Here is a 17,491-nt window from a genome sequence, read left to right on the forward strand (position 1 = left end):
TGACGGCTCAGGCCAGGCGGTGCGTCCAGCCGTGGACGTCCTCCGCCTTGCCCGTCTGGATGTCCAGCAGCGCCTTGCGGAGCATGAGGGTGACCTCGCCGGGCTCGCCGCCGGACTGCTGCCACTCGCCCCGCGCGGACTTGACCGTGCCGACCGGGGTGATCACGGCCGCGGTGCCGCAGGCGAAGACCTCCTTGAGGGTGCCGTTCTCCGTGTCGGCCTGCCACTGGTCGATGGAGACGCGGCCCTCCTCGGAGCGGTGGCCGAGGTCCTCGGCGAGCCTGAGGAGGGAGTCACGGGTGATGCCGGCGAGCAGCGAACCGGTCAGCTCGGGGGTGACGATCCGGTCCTCGTAGACGAAGTACAGGTTCATGCCGCCCAGTTCCTCGACCCACTTGTGCTCCACGGCGTCGAGGTAGGCGACCTGGTCGCAGCCCTTCTGCGCGGCCTCGGCCTGGGCGAGCAGGGAGGCCGCGTAGTTGCCGCCGGTCTTGGCGTCGCCCATGCCGCCGGGCACGGCACGGACCCGGTCCTCGGAAAGCCAGATGGAGACGGGCTTGACGCCACCGGGGAAGTACGCGCCGGCGGGCGAGGCGATCACGAGGAACAGGTACTCGTTCGCCGGGCGGACACCCAGGCCGACCTCGGTGGCGATCATGAACGGGCGCAGGTACAGCGACTCCTCGCCGCCGTGCGCCGGGACCCAGGCGCTGTCCTGCCGGACCAGCGCGTCGCAGGCGCCGATGAACAGGTCCACCGGCAGCTCGGGCATGGCCAGCCGGCGGGCGGAGGCCTGGAAGCGCCTGGCGTTGGCCTCGGGGCGGAAGGTGGCGACCGAGCCGTCCGGGCGGCGGTACGCCTTGAGCCCCTCGAAGATCTCCTGCGCGTAGTGCAGGGTCATGTTGGCCGGGTCGATCGACAGCGGCGCGTACGGGACGAGCTCGGCGTCGTGCCAGCCGCGGCCCTCGGTCCACTTGATCGTCACCATGTGGTCGGTGAAGTGGCGGCCGAAACCGGGGTTGGCCAGGATCGCCTCGCGCTCCGCGTCGGACAGGGGATGCGAGGAGGGCTTGAGCTCGATCGTGGGCGTCGTCATGAGTGGATGTCCTTCACCGTTGGTAGTGACGGACCGCGCTCACGCCGGCTGGTGCCCGGACGTCCGGGCAGTACCGTGCGCCACGGCCCACGTTCGATTATCGCGCGCGTGGGACCGGGGGCGGAACAGCGTGCCGGAGCGGGGCAGCGTGGTGCGGTCCGGGTTCGATGGTGGCACCCGGGGCCGCACAGGAGAAGCCGCCGGGCGCGGTGGGGATGCGACCCGGCGGCGGGCGGGGGCTGCCGTTCGGGCGGCCCCCGGTGTCTGGTGTGTCGGAACCGGCGGGTCAGCTCGCTACGCGTACCGCGAGCGCGTCGCCGATCTCGTCCGTGGTGCGGACCGTGTCGGGGCTGCGTTCCGCGAGGTCGGCGGCGACCGCCTGCTCGACGCGGACGGCCTCCGCCTCGTGGCCCAGGTGGCGCAGGAGCAGGGCGACGGAGAGGACGGTGGCCGTGGGGTCGGCCTTGCCGGTGCCGGCGATGTCGGGGGCCGAGCCGTGGACGGGCTCGAACATCGACGGGAAGGCTCCGGTCGGGTTGATGTTGCCGGACGCGGCCAGGCCGATGCCGCCGGTCACGGCCGCGGCGAGGTCGGTGAGGATGTCGCCGAAGAGGTTGTCGGTGACGATGACGTCGAAGCGCTCGGGCTGGGTGACGAAGAAGATCGTCGCGGCGTCGACGTGCAGATAGTCGGTGGTGACCTCGGGGTACTCGCGGCCGACCCGGTCGAAGATGTTCTTCCACAGGTGGCCCGCGTACACGAGGACGTTGTTCTTGTGGACGAGGGTCAGCTTCTTGCGGGGGCGGGCGTCGGCCCGCTCGTACGCGTCCCGGACCACGCGCTCCACGCCGTGGGCGGTGTTGAGGCTGACCTCGGTGGCGACCTCGTGCTCGGTGCCGGTGCGCAGCGAGCCGCCGTTGCCCGTGTAGGGGCCCTCGGTGCCCTCGCGGACCACGACGAAGTCGATGTCGGGACGGCCGGCCAGCGGGGTCGCCGTGTTGGGGAACAGCTTCGACGGACGCAGGTTCACGTAGTGGTCGAAGGCGAAGCGGAGCTTCAGCAGGAGGCCGCGCTCCAGGACGCCGGAGGGGACCGTCGGGTCGCCGATGGCGCCGAGCAGGATCGCGTCGTGCCCCTTGAGCGACTCCAGTTCGGCGTCGGGCAGGGTCTCCCCCGTCCGGTGCCAGCGCTGGGCGCCGAGGTCGTACTCCTTGGTCTCCAGCTTCACGTCCTGCGGGAGGACGGCGGAGAGGACCTTCAGGCCCTGGGCCACGACTTCCTTGCCGATGCCGTCACCGGGGACCACTGCGAGATTGATGCTGCGAGCCATGACGGCACCCTACTCCGCGTCCCATGGATTGACATGAGGCGTCCACGATACGGACTGGTGAACGGCTCGCGCCGGGGTCGGGCCCCGGCGCGCGGAGACGCCCGGCGGATCGGGGCCGGACGCCCCCAGGACGGACCCAGGACGGCCCCAGGACGGAAGGCCGGCTCAGTGGCCGGTCTCGCCGCCGTTGTCACGGCGGTCGAGCGCGCGCTGCAGCGCGGCGGCGGCGTTCCTGCGATCGTCCTCGGTGGTGCGGGGGGCGCGGCGGACGCGGCGGACGGTCTCAGCGGACATGGTGATCGACTCCTTGGAGATCGGAAGGATTTCGAAGGCGCCGGAAAGAGGCGGGGAGCGAGGCCGCAGGGATTGCCTGCGCAAGGGCTCTGGCTCACGACCGCCATTCGCTGGATCGAGCGAGACGTTCGGCTCCTACAAAACTAGGGCAGCTCCACCGCTCTGTCTCCACAATTACTCGGACTTCCTACTATCTGAGACGGCCCTTCGAGCCACCCTCCACCACTCCAGGTCAGAGCTGCTCTGCCCCACTACTCAGATCGACGTACGATCTAGCTTGATTTCCTACCTAGCCGGGGATGGGATGCACCCATGGCCGCAGACCGCAGAACCAGCTGGCTCAAGGGCGTGCTCGACCTGCTCGTCCTCTCCTGCCTCACCCACGGCGAGAGCTACGGATACGAGATCGCCAGGTCCCTCGCCGACGCGGGGGTGGGCCAGGTCAGGGGCGGCACCCTCTACCCGGTCCTCAACCGGCTGGAGAAGAACGGCTATGTGGTCGGCGAGTTCCGCGCCGCCGCGCGCGGTCCGGGCCGCCGCTACTACCGGCTCACCGCCCTGGGCCGGGCACATCTGGCGGGTGAGACCACCGCCTGGCTGGAGTTCCACACGGCCGTCCGCACCCAGCTGACCGAACCACCGGCCACGGGCCGCGGCGGACCGACCCCCGGGGGAAGCAGATGAGCGGCGCGGACACCCGCGACGCGGCCCGGCGCATCGTCGCCGCCACGGCCTGCCCCGCCCCGGCGCTGCCGCCGTTTCCCCGGGGAGGCGAGGGGCAGACGGGTACGGGAGGTTGACATGAACGCTCAGACACTCGCCGCATCCGGCCGCTCGTCGGCCCGGCGGGCGGCGAACAGCAAGGCCGTCGGCATAGGCGCCCGTTGGGGACTCGCCGCACGGGGCGTCCTGTATCTGCTCATCGGGGTGCTCGCCCTCCAGATCGCCTTCGGCGACGGCGGGGAGCAGGCGGACCGGGGCGGCGCCCTCGCCGAGCTCGCCCGGCAGCCGGCCGGGCCCGTGATGCTGTGGGCGGTCGGCATCGGCCTGATCGGCATGGCCCTGTGGCGGCTGTCGGAGGCCCTTTTCGGTGCGGCCGGGGAGGACGGCCACAAGGCGCGCAAGCGGGCGCTGTCCGGGGCCCGGTTCGTGTTCTACGCCTTCGTGGCGTACTCGGTGCTGTCCTTCGCCGCCGGTGAGGGCGGCAGCGGCTCCAGCGACCAGCAGTCGCAGGACGTGACCGCGCGCGCCCTGGAACTGCCCGGCGGGCAGTGGATCGTCGGTCTGACAGGCCTCGGCATCATCGGCGCGGGTGTCTGGATCGCGGTCCGCGCCGCGATGCGCAGGTTCCGCAAGCACCTCAAGCGCGGCGAGATGTCGCAGAAGGCCAGGAAGTTCACCGATGTGACCGGCGTCGGCGGCGGCCTCGCGCGCGGCGCGGTCTTCGCGATGATCGGCTTCTTCGTCGCCAAGGCGGCCCTGGAGTACGAGGCCGGCAACGCGAAGGGCTTCGACGACGCGTTGCGCGCCTTCGCCGACACCCCGGCCGGACCGTGGCTGCTGGCACTCGTCGCGGCCGGGCTGGCGCTCTTCGGGGTGTTCTCCTTCGCCATGGCGCGGTGGCGCAAGGTCTGACGTCCGCGCCGGGTGGCGCGAACCGTGCAGAGAGGGGATGGCGGGGCCGGGGCCCGTGCCGTCCCCTCCGCGCGTCAGCCGGAGGTCGCCTCGTCCAGGACGCGCGCCACCCGCGCCGTCCACGCGGTCAACTCCTCGCGCGCCTCGGGGGTGAGCCCGGCGTCCCCGGCGAGAGCGGCCGCCTGGGCGTCGCTCAGGCCGTCCGTGCCCAGGTCCGCGAGCAGGACGTGGAGCCGGGCCATGACACCGGCCAGCCGGCGGGCGTCCTCGTGGTCGATGCTGTCCACCCCGTGGCCGGGGCCGAGAGTGGTGGATCCGGGCATGGCGTCCTCCTGGACTCCTCGGAAGCCCCCTCCACACCGAAGCCTAGGGCCTTTCGAGGGACCCGGCCGGGCCGCGGGCCCCGCGGGTCCCACCGCCCGGCCCCTGCCCGGAACGTGAGCCGCCCCCGGCCGGTCTTGGGGGGACCGGCGGGGGGCGGTGTTCACGGGGTGGTACCGCGGGGGTACCGGGGCGCACGACGGCGCCGGGGCGGGGATCAGCCCATGTGCGGGTAGCGGTAGTCGGTCGGCGCGACCAGGGTCTCCTTGATGGCGCGGGTCAGCGTCCAGCGCATCAGGTTCTGCGGGGCACCGGCCTTGTCGTTGGTGCCGGAGGCGCGGCCGCCGCCGAAGGGCTGCTGGCCGACCACGGCGCCGGTCGACTTGTCGTTGATGTAGAAGTTGCCCGCGGCGTACCGCAGCTTCTCCATCGTGTACGCGGCGGCGGCGCGGTCGTTGGCGATCACCGCGCCGGTGAGGGCGTAGTCGGAGACGGACTCCATCTGCTCCAGCATGGCGTCGTACTCCTCGTCCTCGTAGACGTGGACGGCGAGGATCGGGCCGAAGTACTCCGTCGTGAAGACCTCGTTGCCGGGGTCGGTGCACTCGATGACCGTGGGGCGCACGAAGTAGCCGACCGCGTCGTCGTAGCTGCCGCCCGCGACGATCGTGCAGGTCGGGTCCTCCTTGGCGCGGTCGATCGCGGCCTTGTTCTTGGCGAAGGCCCGCTCGTCGATCACGGCGCCGATGAAGTTCGACAGGTCCGTGACATCGCCCATGGCGATGCCGTCGACCTCGGCCGCGAACTCCTCCTTGAAGCCCGAGTTCCACAGGGAGGCCGGGATGTAGGCGCGGGAGGAGGCCGAGCACTTCTGGCCCTGGAACTCGAAGGAGCCACGGGTCAGAGCCGTCTTCAGCACGGCGCGGTCGGCGCTCGGGTGGGCGACGACGAAGTCCTTGCCGCCCGTCTCGCCGACGATCCGCGGGTAGGAGCGGTACTTCTCGATGTTGTTGCCGACCGTCTTCCACAGGTGCTGGAAGGTGCGGGTCGAGCCGGTGAAGTGGATGCCGGCGAGCATCGGGTGCTCCAGCGCCACCTCGGAGACGGCGATGCCGTCGCCCGTCACCAGGTTGATGACGCCCTTGGGCAGACCCGCCTCCTCCAGCAGCCGCATCAGCAGCACGGCGGCGTGGGTCTGCGTCGGGGACGGCTTCCAGACGACGACGTTGCCCATCAGGGCGGGCGCGGTCGGCAGGTTGCCCGCGATGGCGGTGAAGTTGAACGGGGTGATCGCGTAGACGAAGCCCTCCAGCGGGCGGTGGTCCAGGCGGTTCCACACGCCGGGCGAGTTCGCCGGGGGCTGCTCGGCGAGCAGGTCGCGGGCGTACTTGACGTTGAAGCGCCAGAAGTCGACCAGCTCGCAGGGGGTGTCGATCTCGGCCTGCTGGGCGGTCTTCGACTGGCCGAGCATGGTGGAGGCGGCGAGGGTCTCGCGCCAGGGGCCGGCCAGCAGCTCGGCGGCGCGCAGGATGATCGCGGCGCGGTCGTCGAAGGACATGGCGCGCCAGGCGGGCGCGGCGGCGAGGGCCGCGTCGATCGCGTCCTGGGCGTCCTGCTGGGTGGCGTTGCCGAAGGTGCCGAGGACGGCCTTGTGGTTGTGCGGCTGCACGACGTCGAAGCGCTCGCCGCCGCCCATCCGCTTGACGCCGCCGATGGTCATCGGCAGCTCGATCGAGTTCTCGGCCAGCTCCTTGAGCTTGGTCTCCAGCCGGGCGCGCTCGGGCGAACCGGGGGCGTAACCGTGGACCGGCTCGTTGACCGGGGCGGGGACCTGGGTGACGGCGTCCATGATTCCGTGGCTCCTTCTGCGGGTTGAGCGAGATGTGTAGAGGGCCGTGGGCCGGTTCGTTCGGGTCAGTTCTTGGTGATCATCGAGCGGGCGAAGAACAGCAGGTTGGCCGGCTTCTCCGCGAGGCGGCGCATGAAGTAGCCGTACCAGTCGGTGCCGTACGCGGTGTAGACGCGCATCCGGTGCCCCTCGGCGGCCAGCCGGACGTGCTCCTCGCTGCGGATGCCGTAGAGCATCTGGAACTCGTACTCGTCCAGCTTGCGCCCGGCGCCCCGGGCGAGCTCCTGGGCGATGGCGATCAGGCGCGGGTCGTGGGACCCGATCATCGGGTACCCCTCGCCCTCCATCAGGATGCGCAGGATGCGCACATACGCCTTGTCGATCTCCGCCTTGTCCTGGAGGGCGACGGAGGCGGGCTCCTTGTAGGCGCCCTTGACGATCCGGACCCGGCTGCCGTTCGCGGCGAGGCGGCGGGCGTCGTCCTCGGTGCGGTACAGGTACGCCTGGATGACGCAGCCGGTCTCCGGGAAGTCCTTCCGCAGCTCCTCGTGGATGGCGAACATCGAGTCGAGGGTGGTGTGGTCCTCGGCGTCCAGCGTCACCGTGGTGCCGATCGCGGCGGCGGCCTCGACGACCGGGCGGACGTTGGCCAGGGCCAGCTCGTGGCCGCCCGCCAGGGACTGGCCGAACATGGACAGCTTGACGGACATCTCGGCCTTCGGGCCGAAGCCCAGAGAGGCCAGGTGCTCGATCAGCTCCAGGTAGGCGTCCCGCGCGGCGGCGGCCTGCTCCCGGGTGGTGATGTCCTCGCCGACGACGTCGAGGGTGACCTCCAGGCCCCCGGCCACCGCCTCCCGCACGATCGGGACGACCTGGTCGACGGTCTCGCCGGCGATGAAGCGGGCGACGACCTGCTTGGTGCCCGGCGCGGCCGACACGAAGCGGCGCATGCGGTCGCTGCGCGACGCGGCGAGGATCACGGGACCCAGCACGGGCACCTCCATGGAGCATGTTCAGAGGAAGGGGCGGAACCCGGGAAGTCCGAAGAGACGGGGACATTCCGGGAACCACACGAAGAACCACCGTGAAACCTAAGGATCGCGCGGATCGCGGACCATCGACAGCTGTCACGCATCCGTGTCCCGGATCTCAGACAACTGTCTGAAAGGTGCGAGAATGACCGCGTGAAAGGCGATTACCAGGACCTGGTCGACGAGGTGTCCGCGCTGCTCGGCGCCCCCGCGACCCTGGAGGACCGGGACTTCGGCCTGATCGCCTTCGGCGCCCACGACAGCGACGACGACACGGCGATGGACCCGGTCCGCACCCGCTCGATCCTCACCCGGAAGTCCACCCCCGCCGTGCGGGCCTGGTTCGAGGGCTTCGGCATCACCCGGGCCACCGGCCCGGTCCGTATCCCCGCCGAACCGGAGGCGGGCGTCAACCGCGCCCGCCTCTGCCTGCCCGTCCGCCACCGGGGCGTGGTCCTCGGGTACGTGTGGCTGCTGGACGCCGACCCCGGGCCCGGGCCGGACCGGCTGGCCTCCGCCATGGAGGTGACGGAACGGATCGGCCGCCTCCTCGCGGACGAGGAGCGGGCGGGGGCGGACCTGTCCCGGGAACTGCGGGCGGTCCTCGCGGCGGACCGGGGCCGCCCGTACGACACGGCCCTCACCGCGCTGGGCGCGGCCCTCGGGGAGGACGCGCAGGGGCTGCACACCCTGGTGTGCGTGCTGCCCTGGCGGTCGAGCGACGCGCCCTCGGCCCGGTCGCTGCCCGGGGCGGCGGCGCTCTGCACGGTGGCGGTGCGCGGCGGCGGGGCGGGCGCGGGGGACGCGCTGGCGGCCCTGGTGCGGCTGCGGTCCCCGGAGAACCCGGGGCCGGCGGTCGCGGCGGCGGCCCGGCTGCGGGAGTCGGCGGGCGCGGGCCCGGGCGGGGACGGCGGCACCGGGTGCGGGGTCGCGGCGGCGCGGCGGGGGCTGGCCGCGCTGGACGCGTCCTGGCGCGAGGCGGTCGGGGCGGCGCGGGCCTCGCTCGCCGAACCGCGGCTCGGTCCGGTCGCCCACTGGCCGGAGCTGGGCGCGTACCGGCTGCTGACGGCCCTGCCCCCGGAGGCGTCCGGGGACCGGGCCGTACGGGAACTGCTGGTCCCCGCGCACGCCGAACTCGCCCGCACCGCCGAGGTGTTCCTCGACTGCGCGGGTCAGGCCGGGCGCACGGCGGCGGCCCTCGGCGTCCACCGGCAGACCCTCTACTACCGCCTGTCCCGCATCGAGCAGCTGACCGGCCTCGACCTGGACGAGGGCGGCGACCGGTTGCTGCTCCACATGGCCCTCAAGTCCGCGAGGCTGCGGAGCGGGGGGCCGCCGACGGGGTGAGACCGAGCCCGCTGCGCACAGCGAAAGGGCCCGGTGCACGAGCACCGGACCCTTCTCATGACAGACCGCGGCAAGCGGTACGGCGGTCAGTCCGTGAGGTTCACCGAGCGGGCCGAGGCGGCGCCGATCTCCTCGGCGATCTCGGTGACCACGGCCGGCGGGACCGTGTCGTCCACGGTGAGGACGACCAGCGCCTCGCCGCCCTCCTCGGCGCGGGAGACCTGCATACCGGCGATGTTCAGCCCGGCCTCGCCGAGGATGCGGCCGACGGTGCCGACCACGCCGGGGCGGTCCTCGTAGCGCAGCACCAGCATGTGGTCGGCGAGCGCCAGGTCGATGTCGTGGTCGCCGATGGCCACGATCTTCTGGAGGTGCTTGGGGCCGGCCAGGGTGCCGGAGACCGCGATCTCCTCGCCGCCGCCGAGGGTGCCGCGCACGGTGACGACGTTGCGGTGGTCGGGCGACTCGGAGCTGGTGGTCAGCCGGACCTCGACACCGCGCTCCTGGGCGAACAGCGGCGCGTTGACGTAGGACACCGTCTCGTCCACCACGTCCTCGAACACGCCCTTGAGGGCGGAGAGTTCGAGGACCTTGACGTCGTGCTGGGTGATCTCGCCGTAGACCTCGACGTCGAGGCGGACGGCCACCTCACCCGCGAGGGCGGTGAAGATGCGGCCGAGCTTCTCCGCGAGCGGCAGACCGGGACGCACGTCCTCGGCGATGACACCGCCCTGGACGTTGACCGCGTCCGGGACCAGCTCGCCGGCGAGCGCCAGGCGCACCGAACGGGCCACCGAGATACCGGCCTTCTCCTGGGCCTCGTCCGTGGAGGCGCCGAGGTGCGGGGTGCAGACGACCTGGTCCAGCTGGAAGAGCGGGGAGTCGGTGCAGGGCTCCTTCGCGTACACGTCGAGACCGGCGCCGGCGACCCGGCCCTCCTTGAGCGCCGAGAACAGCGCCTCCTCGTCGACGATGCCGCCACGGGCCGCGTTGACGATCCGGACCGAGGGCTTGACCTTGTGCAGCGCCTCGTCGCCGATGAGGCCCAGGGTCTCGGGGGTCTTGGGGAGGTGGACGGTGATGAAGTCGGAGACCTCCAGCAGCTCGTCCAGGGTGAGGAGCTTGACGCCCATCTGCGCGGCGCGGGCCGGCTGGACGTAGGGGTCGTAGGCGACGATCTTCATGCCGAAGGCGGACATCCGCTGCGCGACCAGCACGCCGATACGGCCGAGGCCGACGACGCCGAGGACCTTCTCGCTCAGCTCGACGCCCGTGTACTTGCTGCGCTTCCACTCGCCGTTCTTCAGCGCCGTGTTGGCCTGCGGGATGTTGCGCGCGCTGGCCACCAGGAGACCGCAGGCGAGCTCGGCGGCGGTGACGATGTTGGAGGTGGGGGCGTTGACCACCATCACGCCGGCCTTGGTGGCGGCGGAGACGTCCACGTTGTCCAGGCCCACGCCGGCGCGGGCGACCACGCGCAGCTTCTTGGCGGCGGCCACGGCCTCGGCGTCGACCTTGGTGGCCGAACGGATCAGGATGGCGTCCACGTCGGCGATGGCGGGCAGCAGTTCCGCGCGGTCCGCGCCGTTGCAGTGCCGGATCTCGAAGTCCGGACCGAGTGCGTCCACGGTGGCGGGCGACAGCTCTTCAGCGATGAGTACGACGGGTTTCGAGCTCACGGTGAGTCCTCACATGTCCGGTGCAGACGGCCGTCCCGACGGCCGCAGCGGTGGAGGGGGCTAGCCGCGTGGAAGACGCACGACACTGTGGGCCTGACGCGTATGTACGGATGAGTGTAGTGGTGACAGGGGCCGCGTCATGCGCCTCGTCGGCAGGATCACCCGTCCGTGGCTGGACGAAGTGTCGCAGCGCCCGCGCGGGCGGCCGGGATGCCCCGGAGGGACCGCGCGGACGCGGTCCCTCCGGGAGCCGGGGCCTCAGCCCTCGTCGTTGTCGACCCAGCTCATGAGCTTGCGCAGCTCCTTGCCCGTGGTCTCCAGCAGGTGCTCGGAGTCCTGGGTCTTGTACTCGTTGTACTTCTTCAGACCGCCGTGGTACTCGTCCATCCAGTTCCTGGCGAAGGTGCCGTCCTGGATCTCGGCGAGGACCTTCTTCATCTCGGCCTTGGTCTGGTCCGTGATGATGCGCGGGCCGGTGACGTAGTCGCCCCACTCGGCGGTCTCGGAGACCGACCAGCGCATCTTCTCCAGGCCGCCCTCGTACATCAGGTCCACGATCAGCTTGAGCTCGTGGAGGCACTCGAAGTAGGCGATCTCCGGCTGGTAGCCGGCCTCGGTCAGGGTCTCGAAGCCCGCCTTCACCAGCGCCGCGGTGCCACCGCAGAGGACGGCCTGCTCACCGAAGAGGTCGGTCTCGGTCTCCTCCTTGAACGTCGTCTTGATGACGCCCGCGCGGGTGCCGCCGATGCCCTTGGCGTAGGACAGCGCCAGCTCGAACGCCTTGCCCGTGGCGTCCTGCTCGACGGCCGCGATGCACGGCACGCCGCGGCCCTCCTCGTACTGGCGGCGGACCAGGTGGCCCGGGCCCTTGGGGGCGACCATGGCGACGTCGACACCGGCCGGGGGCTTGATGAAGCCGTAGCGGATGTTGAGGCCGTGGCCGAAGAACAGGGCGTCGCCGTCCTTCAGGTTCGGGGCGATGTGCTCTTCGTAGACCTGGGCCTGGATCGGGTCCGGGACCAGGATCATGATCACGTCGGCCTCGGCGGCGGCCTCCGCCGGGGTGACGACCCGCAGGCCCTGTTCCTCGGCCTTCGCCTTGGACTTCGAGCCCTCGTGCAGACCGACCCGGACGTCGACGCCGGAGTCGCGCAGCGACAGCGCGTGGGCGTGGCCCTGGCTGCCGTAGCCGATCACCGCGACCTTGCGGTTCTGGATGATGGACAGGTCGGCGTCGTCGTCGTAGAACAGCTCGGCCACTGGGATTCTCCTTGGAATGCTGGTGTTGCGTCCCACCGTACGGCGGGCGTGGACGGGAGGGTTGGCGGGTCTCGCCTGGCGAGACCTGCGCGGACGGGCCGGGCGCCGGGAGGGCTCAGGCGCTGCGGTCCAGGGCGCGCAGCGAGCGGTCCGTGATGGACCGGGCGCCGCGCCCTATGGCGATCGTGCCGGACTGGACGAGTTCCTTGATGCCGAACTGCTCCAGCATCTTGAGCATCGCCTCCAGCTTGTCACTCGAACCGGTGGCCTCGATGGTGACGGCGTCGGGCGAGACGTCGACGGTCTTGGCGCGGAAGAGCTGGACGATCTCGACGATCTGGGAGCGGGTCTCGTTGTCGGCGCGCACCTTCACCAGGACCAGTTCGCGCTGGATCGCGGCGGAGGGCTCCAGTTCGACGATCTTCAGGACGTTGACCAGCTTGTTGAGCTGCTTGGTCACCTGCTCCAGCGGGAGGTCCTCGACGCCGACGACGATGGTGATGCGGGAGATGTCGGGGTGCTCGGTGACGCCGACCGCGAGGGAGTCGATGTTGAAGCCGCGGCGGGAGAACAGGGCCGCGATCCGGGCCAGGATGCCGGGGGTGTTCTCGACCAGGACCGAGAGCGTGTGCTTGGACATGGCTTTCTCTGCTCTCTCTCAGTCTTCTTCGGCGTCGCCGAAGTCGGGGCGGACACCGCGGGCGGCCATGACCTCGTCGTTGGAGGTGCCGGCGGCGACCATCGGCCAGACCTGGGCGTCCTCGTGGACGATGAAGTCGACGACGACCGGGCGGTCGTTGATCGCGTTGGCCTCCTCGATCACCTTGTCCAGGTCCTCGGGGGACTCGCAGCGGATCGCGTGGCAGCCCATCGCCTCGGAGAGCTTCACGAAGTCCGGGACGCGGGTGCCGGCGCTCTTCTCCAGGCCGGTCGCGTCCGGTCCGGAGTGCAGGACGGTGTTGGAGTAGCGCTGGTTGTAGAAGAGGGTCTGCCACTGGCGGACCATGCCCAGGGCACCGTTGTTGATGATGGCGACCTTGATCGGGATGTTGTTGAGCGCGCAGGTGACCAGTTCCTGGTTGGTCATCTGGAAGCAGCCGTCGCCGTCGATCGCCCAGACCGTGCGGCCGGGGCGGCCGGCCTTGGCGCCCATCGCGGCGGGGACCGCGTAGCCCATCGTCCCGGCGCCGCCGGAGTTGAGCCAGGTGGCGGGCTTCTCGTAGTCGATGAAGTGGGCGGCCCACATCTGGTGCTGGCCGACGCCCGCGGCGAAGATCGTGCCCTCCGGGGCGAGTTCGCCGATGCGCTTGATGACCTGCTGGGGCGCGAGGCTGCCGTCGTCGGGCTGCTCGTAGCCCAGCGGGTAGGTGTCCCGCCAGCGGTTCAGGTCCCGCCACCAGGCCGCGTACTTCTCCTGGGCGGAGGCGCCCACGCTGCCGTCGCTGTGCTCGGCCTGGACGGCCTGGACCAGGTCCGCGATGACCTCGCGGGCGTCGCCGACGATCGGGACGTCCGCGGTGCGGTTCTTGCCGATCTCCGCCGGGTCGATGTCGGCGTGGACGACCTTGGCGAAGGGCGCGAAGCTGTCCAGCTTGCCGGTGACCCGGTCGTCGAAGCGGGCGCCGAGGGCGACGATCAGGTCGGCCTTCTGGAGCGCGGTGACGGCGGTGACGCTGCCGTGCATGCCCGGCATCCCGACGTGCAGCGGGTGGCTGTCGGGGAACGCGCCCAGCGCCATGAGGGTGGTGGTGACGGGCGCGCCGGTCAGCTCGGCGAGGACCTTCAGCTCGGCGGTGGCGCCGGCCTTGAGGACACCGCCGCCGACGTAGAGGACGGGCCGCTTGGCGCCGGTGATCAGCTTGGCCGCCTCGCGGATCTGCTTGGCGTGCGGCTTGGTGACCGGGCGGTAGCCGGGCAGGTCGGTCCCCGGGGGCCAGGAGAAGGTCGTCTTCGCCTGGAGGGCGTCCTTGGCGATGTCGACGAGGACCGGGCCGGGGCGGCCGGTGGCGGCGATGTGGAACGCCTCGGCGATGGTGCGCGGGATGTCCTCGGCCTTGGTGACGAGGAAGTTGTGCTTGGTGATCGGCATGGTGATGCCGCAGATGTCCGCCTCCTGGAAGGCGTCCGTGCCGATCGCCTTGGAGGCCACCTGGCCGGTGATCGCGACCAGGGGGACGGAGTCCATGTGCGCGTCGGCGATCGGGGTGACCAGGTTGGTGGCGCCGGGACCCGAGGTGGCCATGCAGACGCCGACCTTGCCGGTGGCCTGCGCGTAGCCGGTGGCCGCGTGGCCGGCGCCCTGCTCGTGGCGGACCAGGACGTGGCGGACCCTCGCGGAGTCCATCATCGGGTCGTACGCCGGGAGGATCGCGCCGCCGGGGATGCCGAACACCGTCTCCGCCCCCACCTCCTCGAGGGAGCGGATGAGGGACTGCGCGCCCGTGACGTGTTCGACGGGGGCGGAGGGCTGTCCGCCGCTGCGGGGCCGCGGCTGCGGATGGGCCCCGGTGGCCTGCTCGGTCATCGGCATTCTCTTCTCGATGCGATGGGTTTTTGCGAGGGTTTGGTACGGGTCTGCTCTGTGCCGGTGCAACAAAAAACCCCTCGTGCCGTCAGGCAAGCGAGGGGAGCGCGTCGGAGGTTCCAGCGGGGCCTGTCAGTGGCGGCCCTGCTCAGCCGACGCGCTTTCCAAGTACGAGAATTCGGGTGCGCATGGCACAGACCCTCCCCCCGACGCACTGTCACTGTCAAGTGGGTGGGACACGCGTCTCACTATTCGAGCCGTTGCGTGCCTGCGGGATTCCGGCGGTGAGCAGCGGCAACGGCATTCCGGCGGGCACCGGGTAGGTGCCGCGCACCAGGGCCCGGCGCAGCCGGTACTCGTCCAGCGGGCCGGAGAAGGCCATCCCCTGGCCGTGGGTGCAGCCCATGGCGCGCAGGGCGAGGACCTGCTCGGGGACGTCGACGCCGTCGGCGACCGCGTGCATGCCGAGGTCGCGGGCGATCCGCAGCAGCCCGCTGGTGATCTTGTGCAGCCGGGCGGACTCCACGACGCCCTCGACCAGCCCCCGGTCCAGCTTGAGGACGTCCACGGGCAGCCGGCGCAGGGCGTTGATCGCCGCGTAGCCGCTGCCGAAGCCGTCGAGGGCGATCCGCACGCCGAGCCGGCGCAGGACGGTGAGCCGCTGTTCCAGGTCGTCGAAGGAGATCCGGGGGTCGCTGTCGGCCAGCTCGATGACCAGGGCCCCGGAGGGCAATTGGTGCCGGGTGAGCAGGGCCTCGATCGAGCCGAGGGGCAGGGAGCGGTCGAGGAGCAGTCGGGCGGAGAGCCGGACGGAGACGGGGGTGGGGTGGCCGAGCCGCCCGCGTTCGGCGGCCTGCGCCACGGCCTCCTCCAGCAGCCAGCGTCCCAGTTCGGCGGCGCGGTTGCCGTCGTCGGCGACCCGCAGGAACTCGGCGGGGGTGAAGAGGATGCCCTGCGCCGATCTCCAGCGCGCCTGGGCGGAGACGGCGGTGATACGGCCGGTGGCCAGGCTGACCACCGGCTGGTGGAGCAGCGCGAACTCGCCGTCGTGCAGGGCGCTGCGCAGCTTGGCGGCCAGCTCGGTGCGGCGCACCACCTCCGCCTGCATCTGCGGGGCGTACAGCTCGACGCGGTCCTTGCCGGCGGCCTTCGCCCGGTACATGGCGAGGTCGGCGTTGCGCATCAGGTCGCCGGGGTCGATGGAGGGCTCCGCGAAGGCGACGCCGATGGAGGCGGCGACCCGCACCTCGGCGCCGTCGATCCGGTAGGGCTGGGAGAGCGTCAGCCGCAGCCGGTCGGCGATCTCGTGGACCTGGAGTTCGCGGTCGGCCTGGGCGGTGGTGCCGTCGCCGACGATGAGGGCGGCGAACTCGTCCCCGCCGAGCCGGGCCGCGGTGTCCCCGGCCCGTACGGATTCGGCCAGTCTTCGGGCGGCCTGGACGAGGAGTTCGTCACCCGCCTGATGGCCGAGACGGTCGTTGACGCCCTTGAATCCGTCGAGGTCGATGAAGAGGACCGCGGTGCCCCGGTCGCCCGCCCGGCGGCCGGAGAGGGCGCGGCGCACCCGCTCGGTGAACAGGGCGCGGTTGGGCAGGTCGGTGAGGGGGTCGTGCTCGGCGTTGTGCTGCAACTGGGCCTGGAGGCGGACGCGTTCGGTGACGTCCCGGCTGTTGAAGATCAGACCGCCCTGGTGGCGGCTGACCGTGGACTCCACATTCAGCCAGGTGCCGGTTCCGGAGCGGAAGCGGCACTCCATCCTGGTGGTGGGTTCCTCGGCGGGCTGGGCGGCGAGGAAGCGCCGGACCTCGTGCACGACCCGCCCGAGGTCCTCGGGATGGATCAGGGAGGCCAGTTCGGAGCCGACGAGTTCCTCCGCGTCCCGGCCGTACACCTTGGTGGCGGCGGGCGAGACGTAGCGCAGCACCCCGCTGGGGGCGGCGATCATGATGACGTCGCTGGAGCCCTGCACCAGGGAGCGGAAGTGGCTCTCCTTCTGGGCGAGTTCATGACTGAGGGCGATGTTGTCGAGCAGCATGATGCCCTGGCGGACCACGAGGGCGAGGACGACGGTGCAGCCGGTGATGACGACCACCCGGTCCACCCGGCGGCCCTCGGTGACGCTGTAGAGGATGCCGAGGGTGCAGATCGCCGCCGCGAGATACGGGGTGAGGGCGGTGAGGGAGTTCGCCAGCGGCCGGGGGGCCCTGCCGGTCCGCCGGGGGCCGCGCGCCGGCCCGCCGGCCGCCTCCACGGCCCTGCGGGCGCCCCAGGGGGCGTACGCGAGGACCAGCGAGCCGGCGAACCAGCCGGCGTCCAGGAGCTGACCGGAGCGGTAGCTGTCGCGCAGCAGCGGTGAGGTGAACAGGGCGTCGCACACCACGGTCAGGGCGAGCCCCGCGATGGCGGTGTTGACCGCGGAGCGGCTGCCGGGGGTGCGCCGGAAGTGCAGGGCCAGCACCATGCTGACCAGCACGATGTCGAGCAGCGGGTAGGCGAGGGCCAGGGCCGCCGGGGCCACGCTCTCGCCCCGGGCGTGCGCGGTGTGGGCGAGCGCCAGGCTCCAGGACAGGGTCAGCAGGGAACCGCCGATCAGCCAGGCGTCGAGGCCGAGGCAGACCCAGCCGGCCCGGCCCGAGGGGCGCTTGGCCAGCACCAGCAGTCCGACGATGGCCGGCGGCGCGAAGCAGAGGAAGAGGAAGTCGGCGACGGACGGGCTCGGCACCGGGACCTGGAGCACCACCTCGTACCAGCCCCAGACCGCGTTCCCCGCGGCGGCCATGAACGAGGAGACCGAGAACAGCAGCCAGGCGGGGCGGAAGCGGCACTCGGGTGTGCGCGCGTAGAGCAGGCAGGAGACGGCGGCGACCATGGCGGCCGCGCTCAGCCCGAAGTCACCCATGATCAGGGCGAGTTCCCGGGATCCCCAGCCGAGGCCGGCGCCTACCCCGTACGCCGCGCAGACAGCGGCGAGCGCGAGCTGCAGGCGCAACGCGGCGCCCCCCGCCGGGCGGGTCTCGCGGGCCGTGAGCGCGCCGGGGGCGCTCACCGGACCGCCTCCGCCCGTGCCGTCGGCGCACGGTGCCGCGCGGGGCGGCCGGACGGCGGGCACGGGCGGGGCCGGGCGC

The 17,491-nt window shown here is 71.8% G+C and carries 14 protein-coding genes; 3 read left to right on the forward strand and 11 right to left on the reverse strand.

The annotated features are described in order from the left end of the window. Window positions 1-7: 7 nt before the first annotated feature. The 3 genes from C593_RS0100050 to C593_RS33510 all read right to left on the reverse strand — a co-directional run bounded on the left by C593_RS0100050 (window position 8) and on the right by C593_RS33510 (window position 2,720). A complete protein-coding gene (locus tag C593_RS0100050; protein WP_018845252.1) occupies window positions 8-1,096 on the reverse strand; it encodes a branched-chain amino acid aminotransferase in 1,089 nt (362 codons plus the stop codon). A gap of 286 nt (window positions 1,097-1,382) precedes the next feature. After that, window positions 1,383-2,426, reverse strand: coding sequence for a 3-isopropylmalate dehydrogenase (locus tag C593_RS0100055; RefSeq protein ID WP_020610192.1), 1,044 nt, complete (start codon window positions 2,424-2,426; stop codon window positions 1,383-1,385). Between the two features lie 165 nt (window positions 2,427-2,591). Beyond that, window positions 2,592-2,720 (reverse strand): hypothetical protein, encoded by a 129-nt coding sequence (locus tag C593_RS33510; protein WP_018845254.1) that lies wholly within the window; start codon window positions 2,718-2,720, stop codon window positions 2,592-2,594. A gap of 312 nt (window positions 2,721-3,032) precedes the next feature. On the opposite strand from C593_RS33510, the gene C593_RS0100065 reads away from it, so the two are divergent. Continuing rightward, window positions 3,033-3,404 carry a helix-turn-helix transcriptional regulator gene (locus C593_RS0100065; RefSeq protein WP_018845255.1) on the forward strand — a complete coding sequence of 124 codons (372 nt, stop codon included), beginning with the start codon at window positions 3,033-3,035 and terminating at the stop codon, window positions 3,402-3,404. Window positions 3,405-3,521: 117 nt separating this feature from the next. Further along, on the forward strand, window positions 3,522-4,355 hold the full coding sequence (locus tag C593_RS0100070) for a DUF1206 domain-containing protein (protein ID WP_018845256.1): 834 nt from the start codon (window positions 3,522-3,524) through the stop codon (window positions 4,353-4,355). 74 nt (window positions 4,356-4,429) lie between these two features. Here C593_RS0100070 and C593_RS0100075 read toward each other — a convergent pair whose 3' ends face one another. The 3 genes from C593_RS0100075 to C593_RS0100085 all read right to left on the reverse strand — a co-directional run bounded on the left by C593_RS0100075 (window position 4,430) and on the right by C593_RS0100085 (window position 7,517). Next, the gene (locus C593_RS0100075) at window positions 4,430-4,678 is read right to left on the reverse strand and encodes a hypothetical protein (protein ID WP_018845257.1); all 249 of its coding nucleotides are present in this window, start codon (window positions 4,676-4,678) and stop codon (window positions 4,430-4,432) included. A 215-nt stretch (window positions 4,679-4,893) separates the two neighbouring features. Continuing rightward, entirely contained in the window at window positions 4,894-6,525 is a 1,632-nt protein-coding gene (gene pruA / locus C593_RS0100080) for an L-glutamate gamma-semialdehyde dehydrogenase (protein WP_018845258.1), read from the reverse strand. Between the two features lie 65 nt (window positions 6,526-6,590). Next, a complete protein-coding gene (locus C593_RS0100085; protein WP_026277211.1) occupies window positions 6,591-7,517 on the reverse strand; it encodes a proline dehydrogenase family protein in 927 nt (308 codons plus the stop codon). A gap of 192 nt (window positions 7,518-7,709) precedes the next feature. Between C593_RS0100085 and C593_RS0100090 the strand changes: the two genes are divergently transcribed. Beyond that, window positions 7,710-8,903, forward strand: a complete 1,194-nt coding sequence (locus tag C593_RS0100090) for a helix-turn-helix domain-containing protein (RefSeq protein WP_018845260.1) — start codon at window positions 7,710-7,712, stop codon at window positions 8,901-8,903. An 86-nt stretch (window positions 8,904-8,989) separates the two neighbouring features. On the opposite strand, the gene serA is transcribed toward C593_RS0100090, so the two are convergent. The 5 genes from serA to C593_RS0100115 all read right to left on the reverse strand — a co-directional run bounded on the left by serA (window position 8,990) and on the right by C593_RS0100115 (window position 17,412). Next, window positions 8,990-10,582 (reverse strand): phosphoglycerate dehydrogenase, encoded by a 1,593-nt coding sequence (gene serA / locus C593_RS0100095; RefSeq protein ID WP_018845261.1) that lies wholly within the window; start codon window positions 10,580-10,582, stop codon window positions 8,990-8,992. Window positions 10,583-10,840: 258 nt separating this feature from the next. Further along, window positions 10,841-11,842, reverse strand: a complete 1,002-nt coding sequence (gene ilvC / locus C593_RS0100100; protein ID WP_018845262.1) for a ketol-acid reductoisomerase — start codon at window positions 11,840-11,842, stop codon at window positions 10,841-10,843. Between the two features lie 115 nt (window positions 11,843-11,957). After that, the gene (gene ilvN / locus C593_RS0100105; protein WP_018845263.1) at window positions 11,958-12,482 is read right to left on the reverse strand and encodes an acetolactate synthase small subunit; all 525 of its coding nucleotides are present in this window, start codon (window positions 12,480-12,482) and stop codon (window positions 11,958-11,960) included. An 18-nt stretch (window positions 12,483-12,500) separates the two neighbouring features. After that, window positions 12,501-14,372 carry an acetolactate synthase large subunit gene (locus C593_RS0100110; RefSeq protein ID WP_018845264.1) on the reverse strand — a complete coding sequence of 624 codons (1,872 nt, stop codon included), beginning with the start codon at window positions 14,370-14,372 and terminating at the stop codon, window positions 12,501-12,503. A 217-nt stretch (window positions 14,373-14,589) separates the two neighbouring features. Continuing rightward, the gene (locus C593_RS0100115) at window positions 14,590-17,412 is read right to left on the reverse strand and encodes an EAL domain-containing protein (RefSeq protein ID WP_018845265.1); all 2,823 of its coding nucleotides are present in this window, start codon (window positions 17,410-17,412) and stop codon (window positions 14,590-14,592) included. Window positions 17,413-17,491: the final 79 nt, after the last annotated feature.

It is taken from the genome of Streptomyces sp. CNT372 (assembly GCF_000377145.1).

What these genes read in the sequence shown, in the direction of transcription:
- C593_RS0100050 (WP_018845252.1), bottom strand. Translation starts at nt 1,096, where the DNA reads ATGACGACGCCCACGATCGAGCTCAAGCCCTCCTCGCATCCCCTGTCC.
- C593_RS0100055 (WP_020610192.1), bottom strand. Translation starts at nt 2,426, where the DNA reads ATGGCTCGCAGCATCAATCTCGCAGTGGTCCCCGGTGACGGCATCGGC.
- C593_RS33510 (WP_018845254.1), bottom strand. Translation starts at nt 2,720, where the DNA reads ATGTCCGCTGAGACCGTCCGCCGCGTCCGCCGCGCCCCCCGCACCACC.
- C593_RS0100065 (WP_018845255.1), top strand. Translation starts at nt 3,033, where the DNA reads ATGGCCGCAGACCGCAGAACCAGCTGGCTCAAGGGCGTGCTCGACCTG.
- C593_RS0100070 (WP_018845256.1), top strand. Translation starts at nt 3,522, where the DNA reads ATGAACGCTCAGACACTCGCCGCATCCGGCCGCTCGTCGGCCCGGCGG.
- C593_RS0100075 (WP_018845257.1), bottom strand. Translation starts at nt 4,678, where the DNA reads ATGCCCGGATCCACCACTCTCGGCCCCGGCCACGGGGTGGACAGCATC.
- pruA (WP_018845258.1), bottom strand. Translation starts at nt 6,525, where the DNA reads ATGGACGCCGTCACCCAGGTCCCCGCCCCGGTCAACGAGCCGGTCCAC.
- ilvN (WP_018845263.1), bottom strand. Translation starts at nt 12,482, where the DNA reads ATGTCCAAGCACACGCTCTCGGTCCTGGTCGAGAACACCCCCGGCATC.
- C593_RS0100110 (WP_018845264.1), bottom strand. Translation starts at nt 14,372, where the DNA reads ATGCCGATGACCGAGCAGGCCACCGGGGCCCATCCGCAGCCGCGGCCC.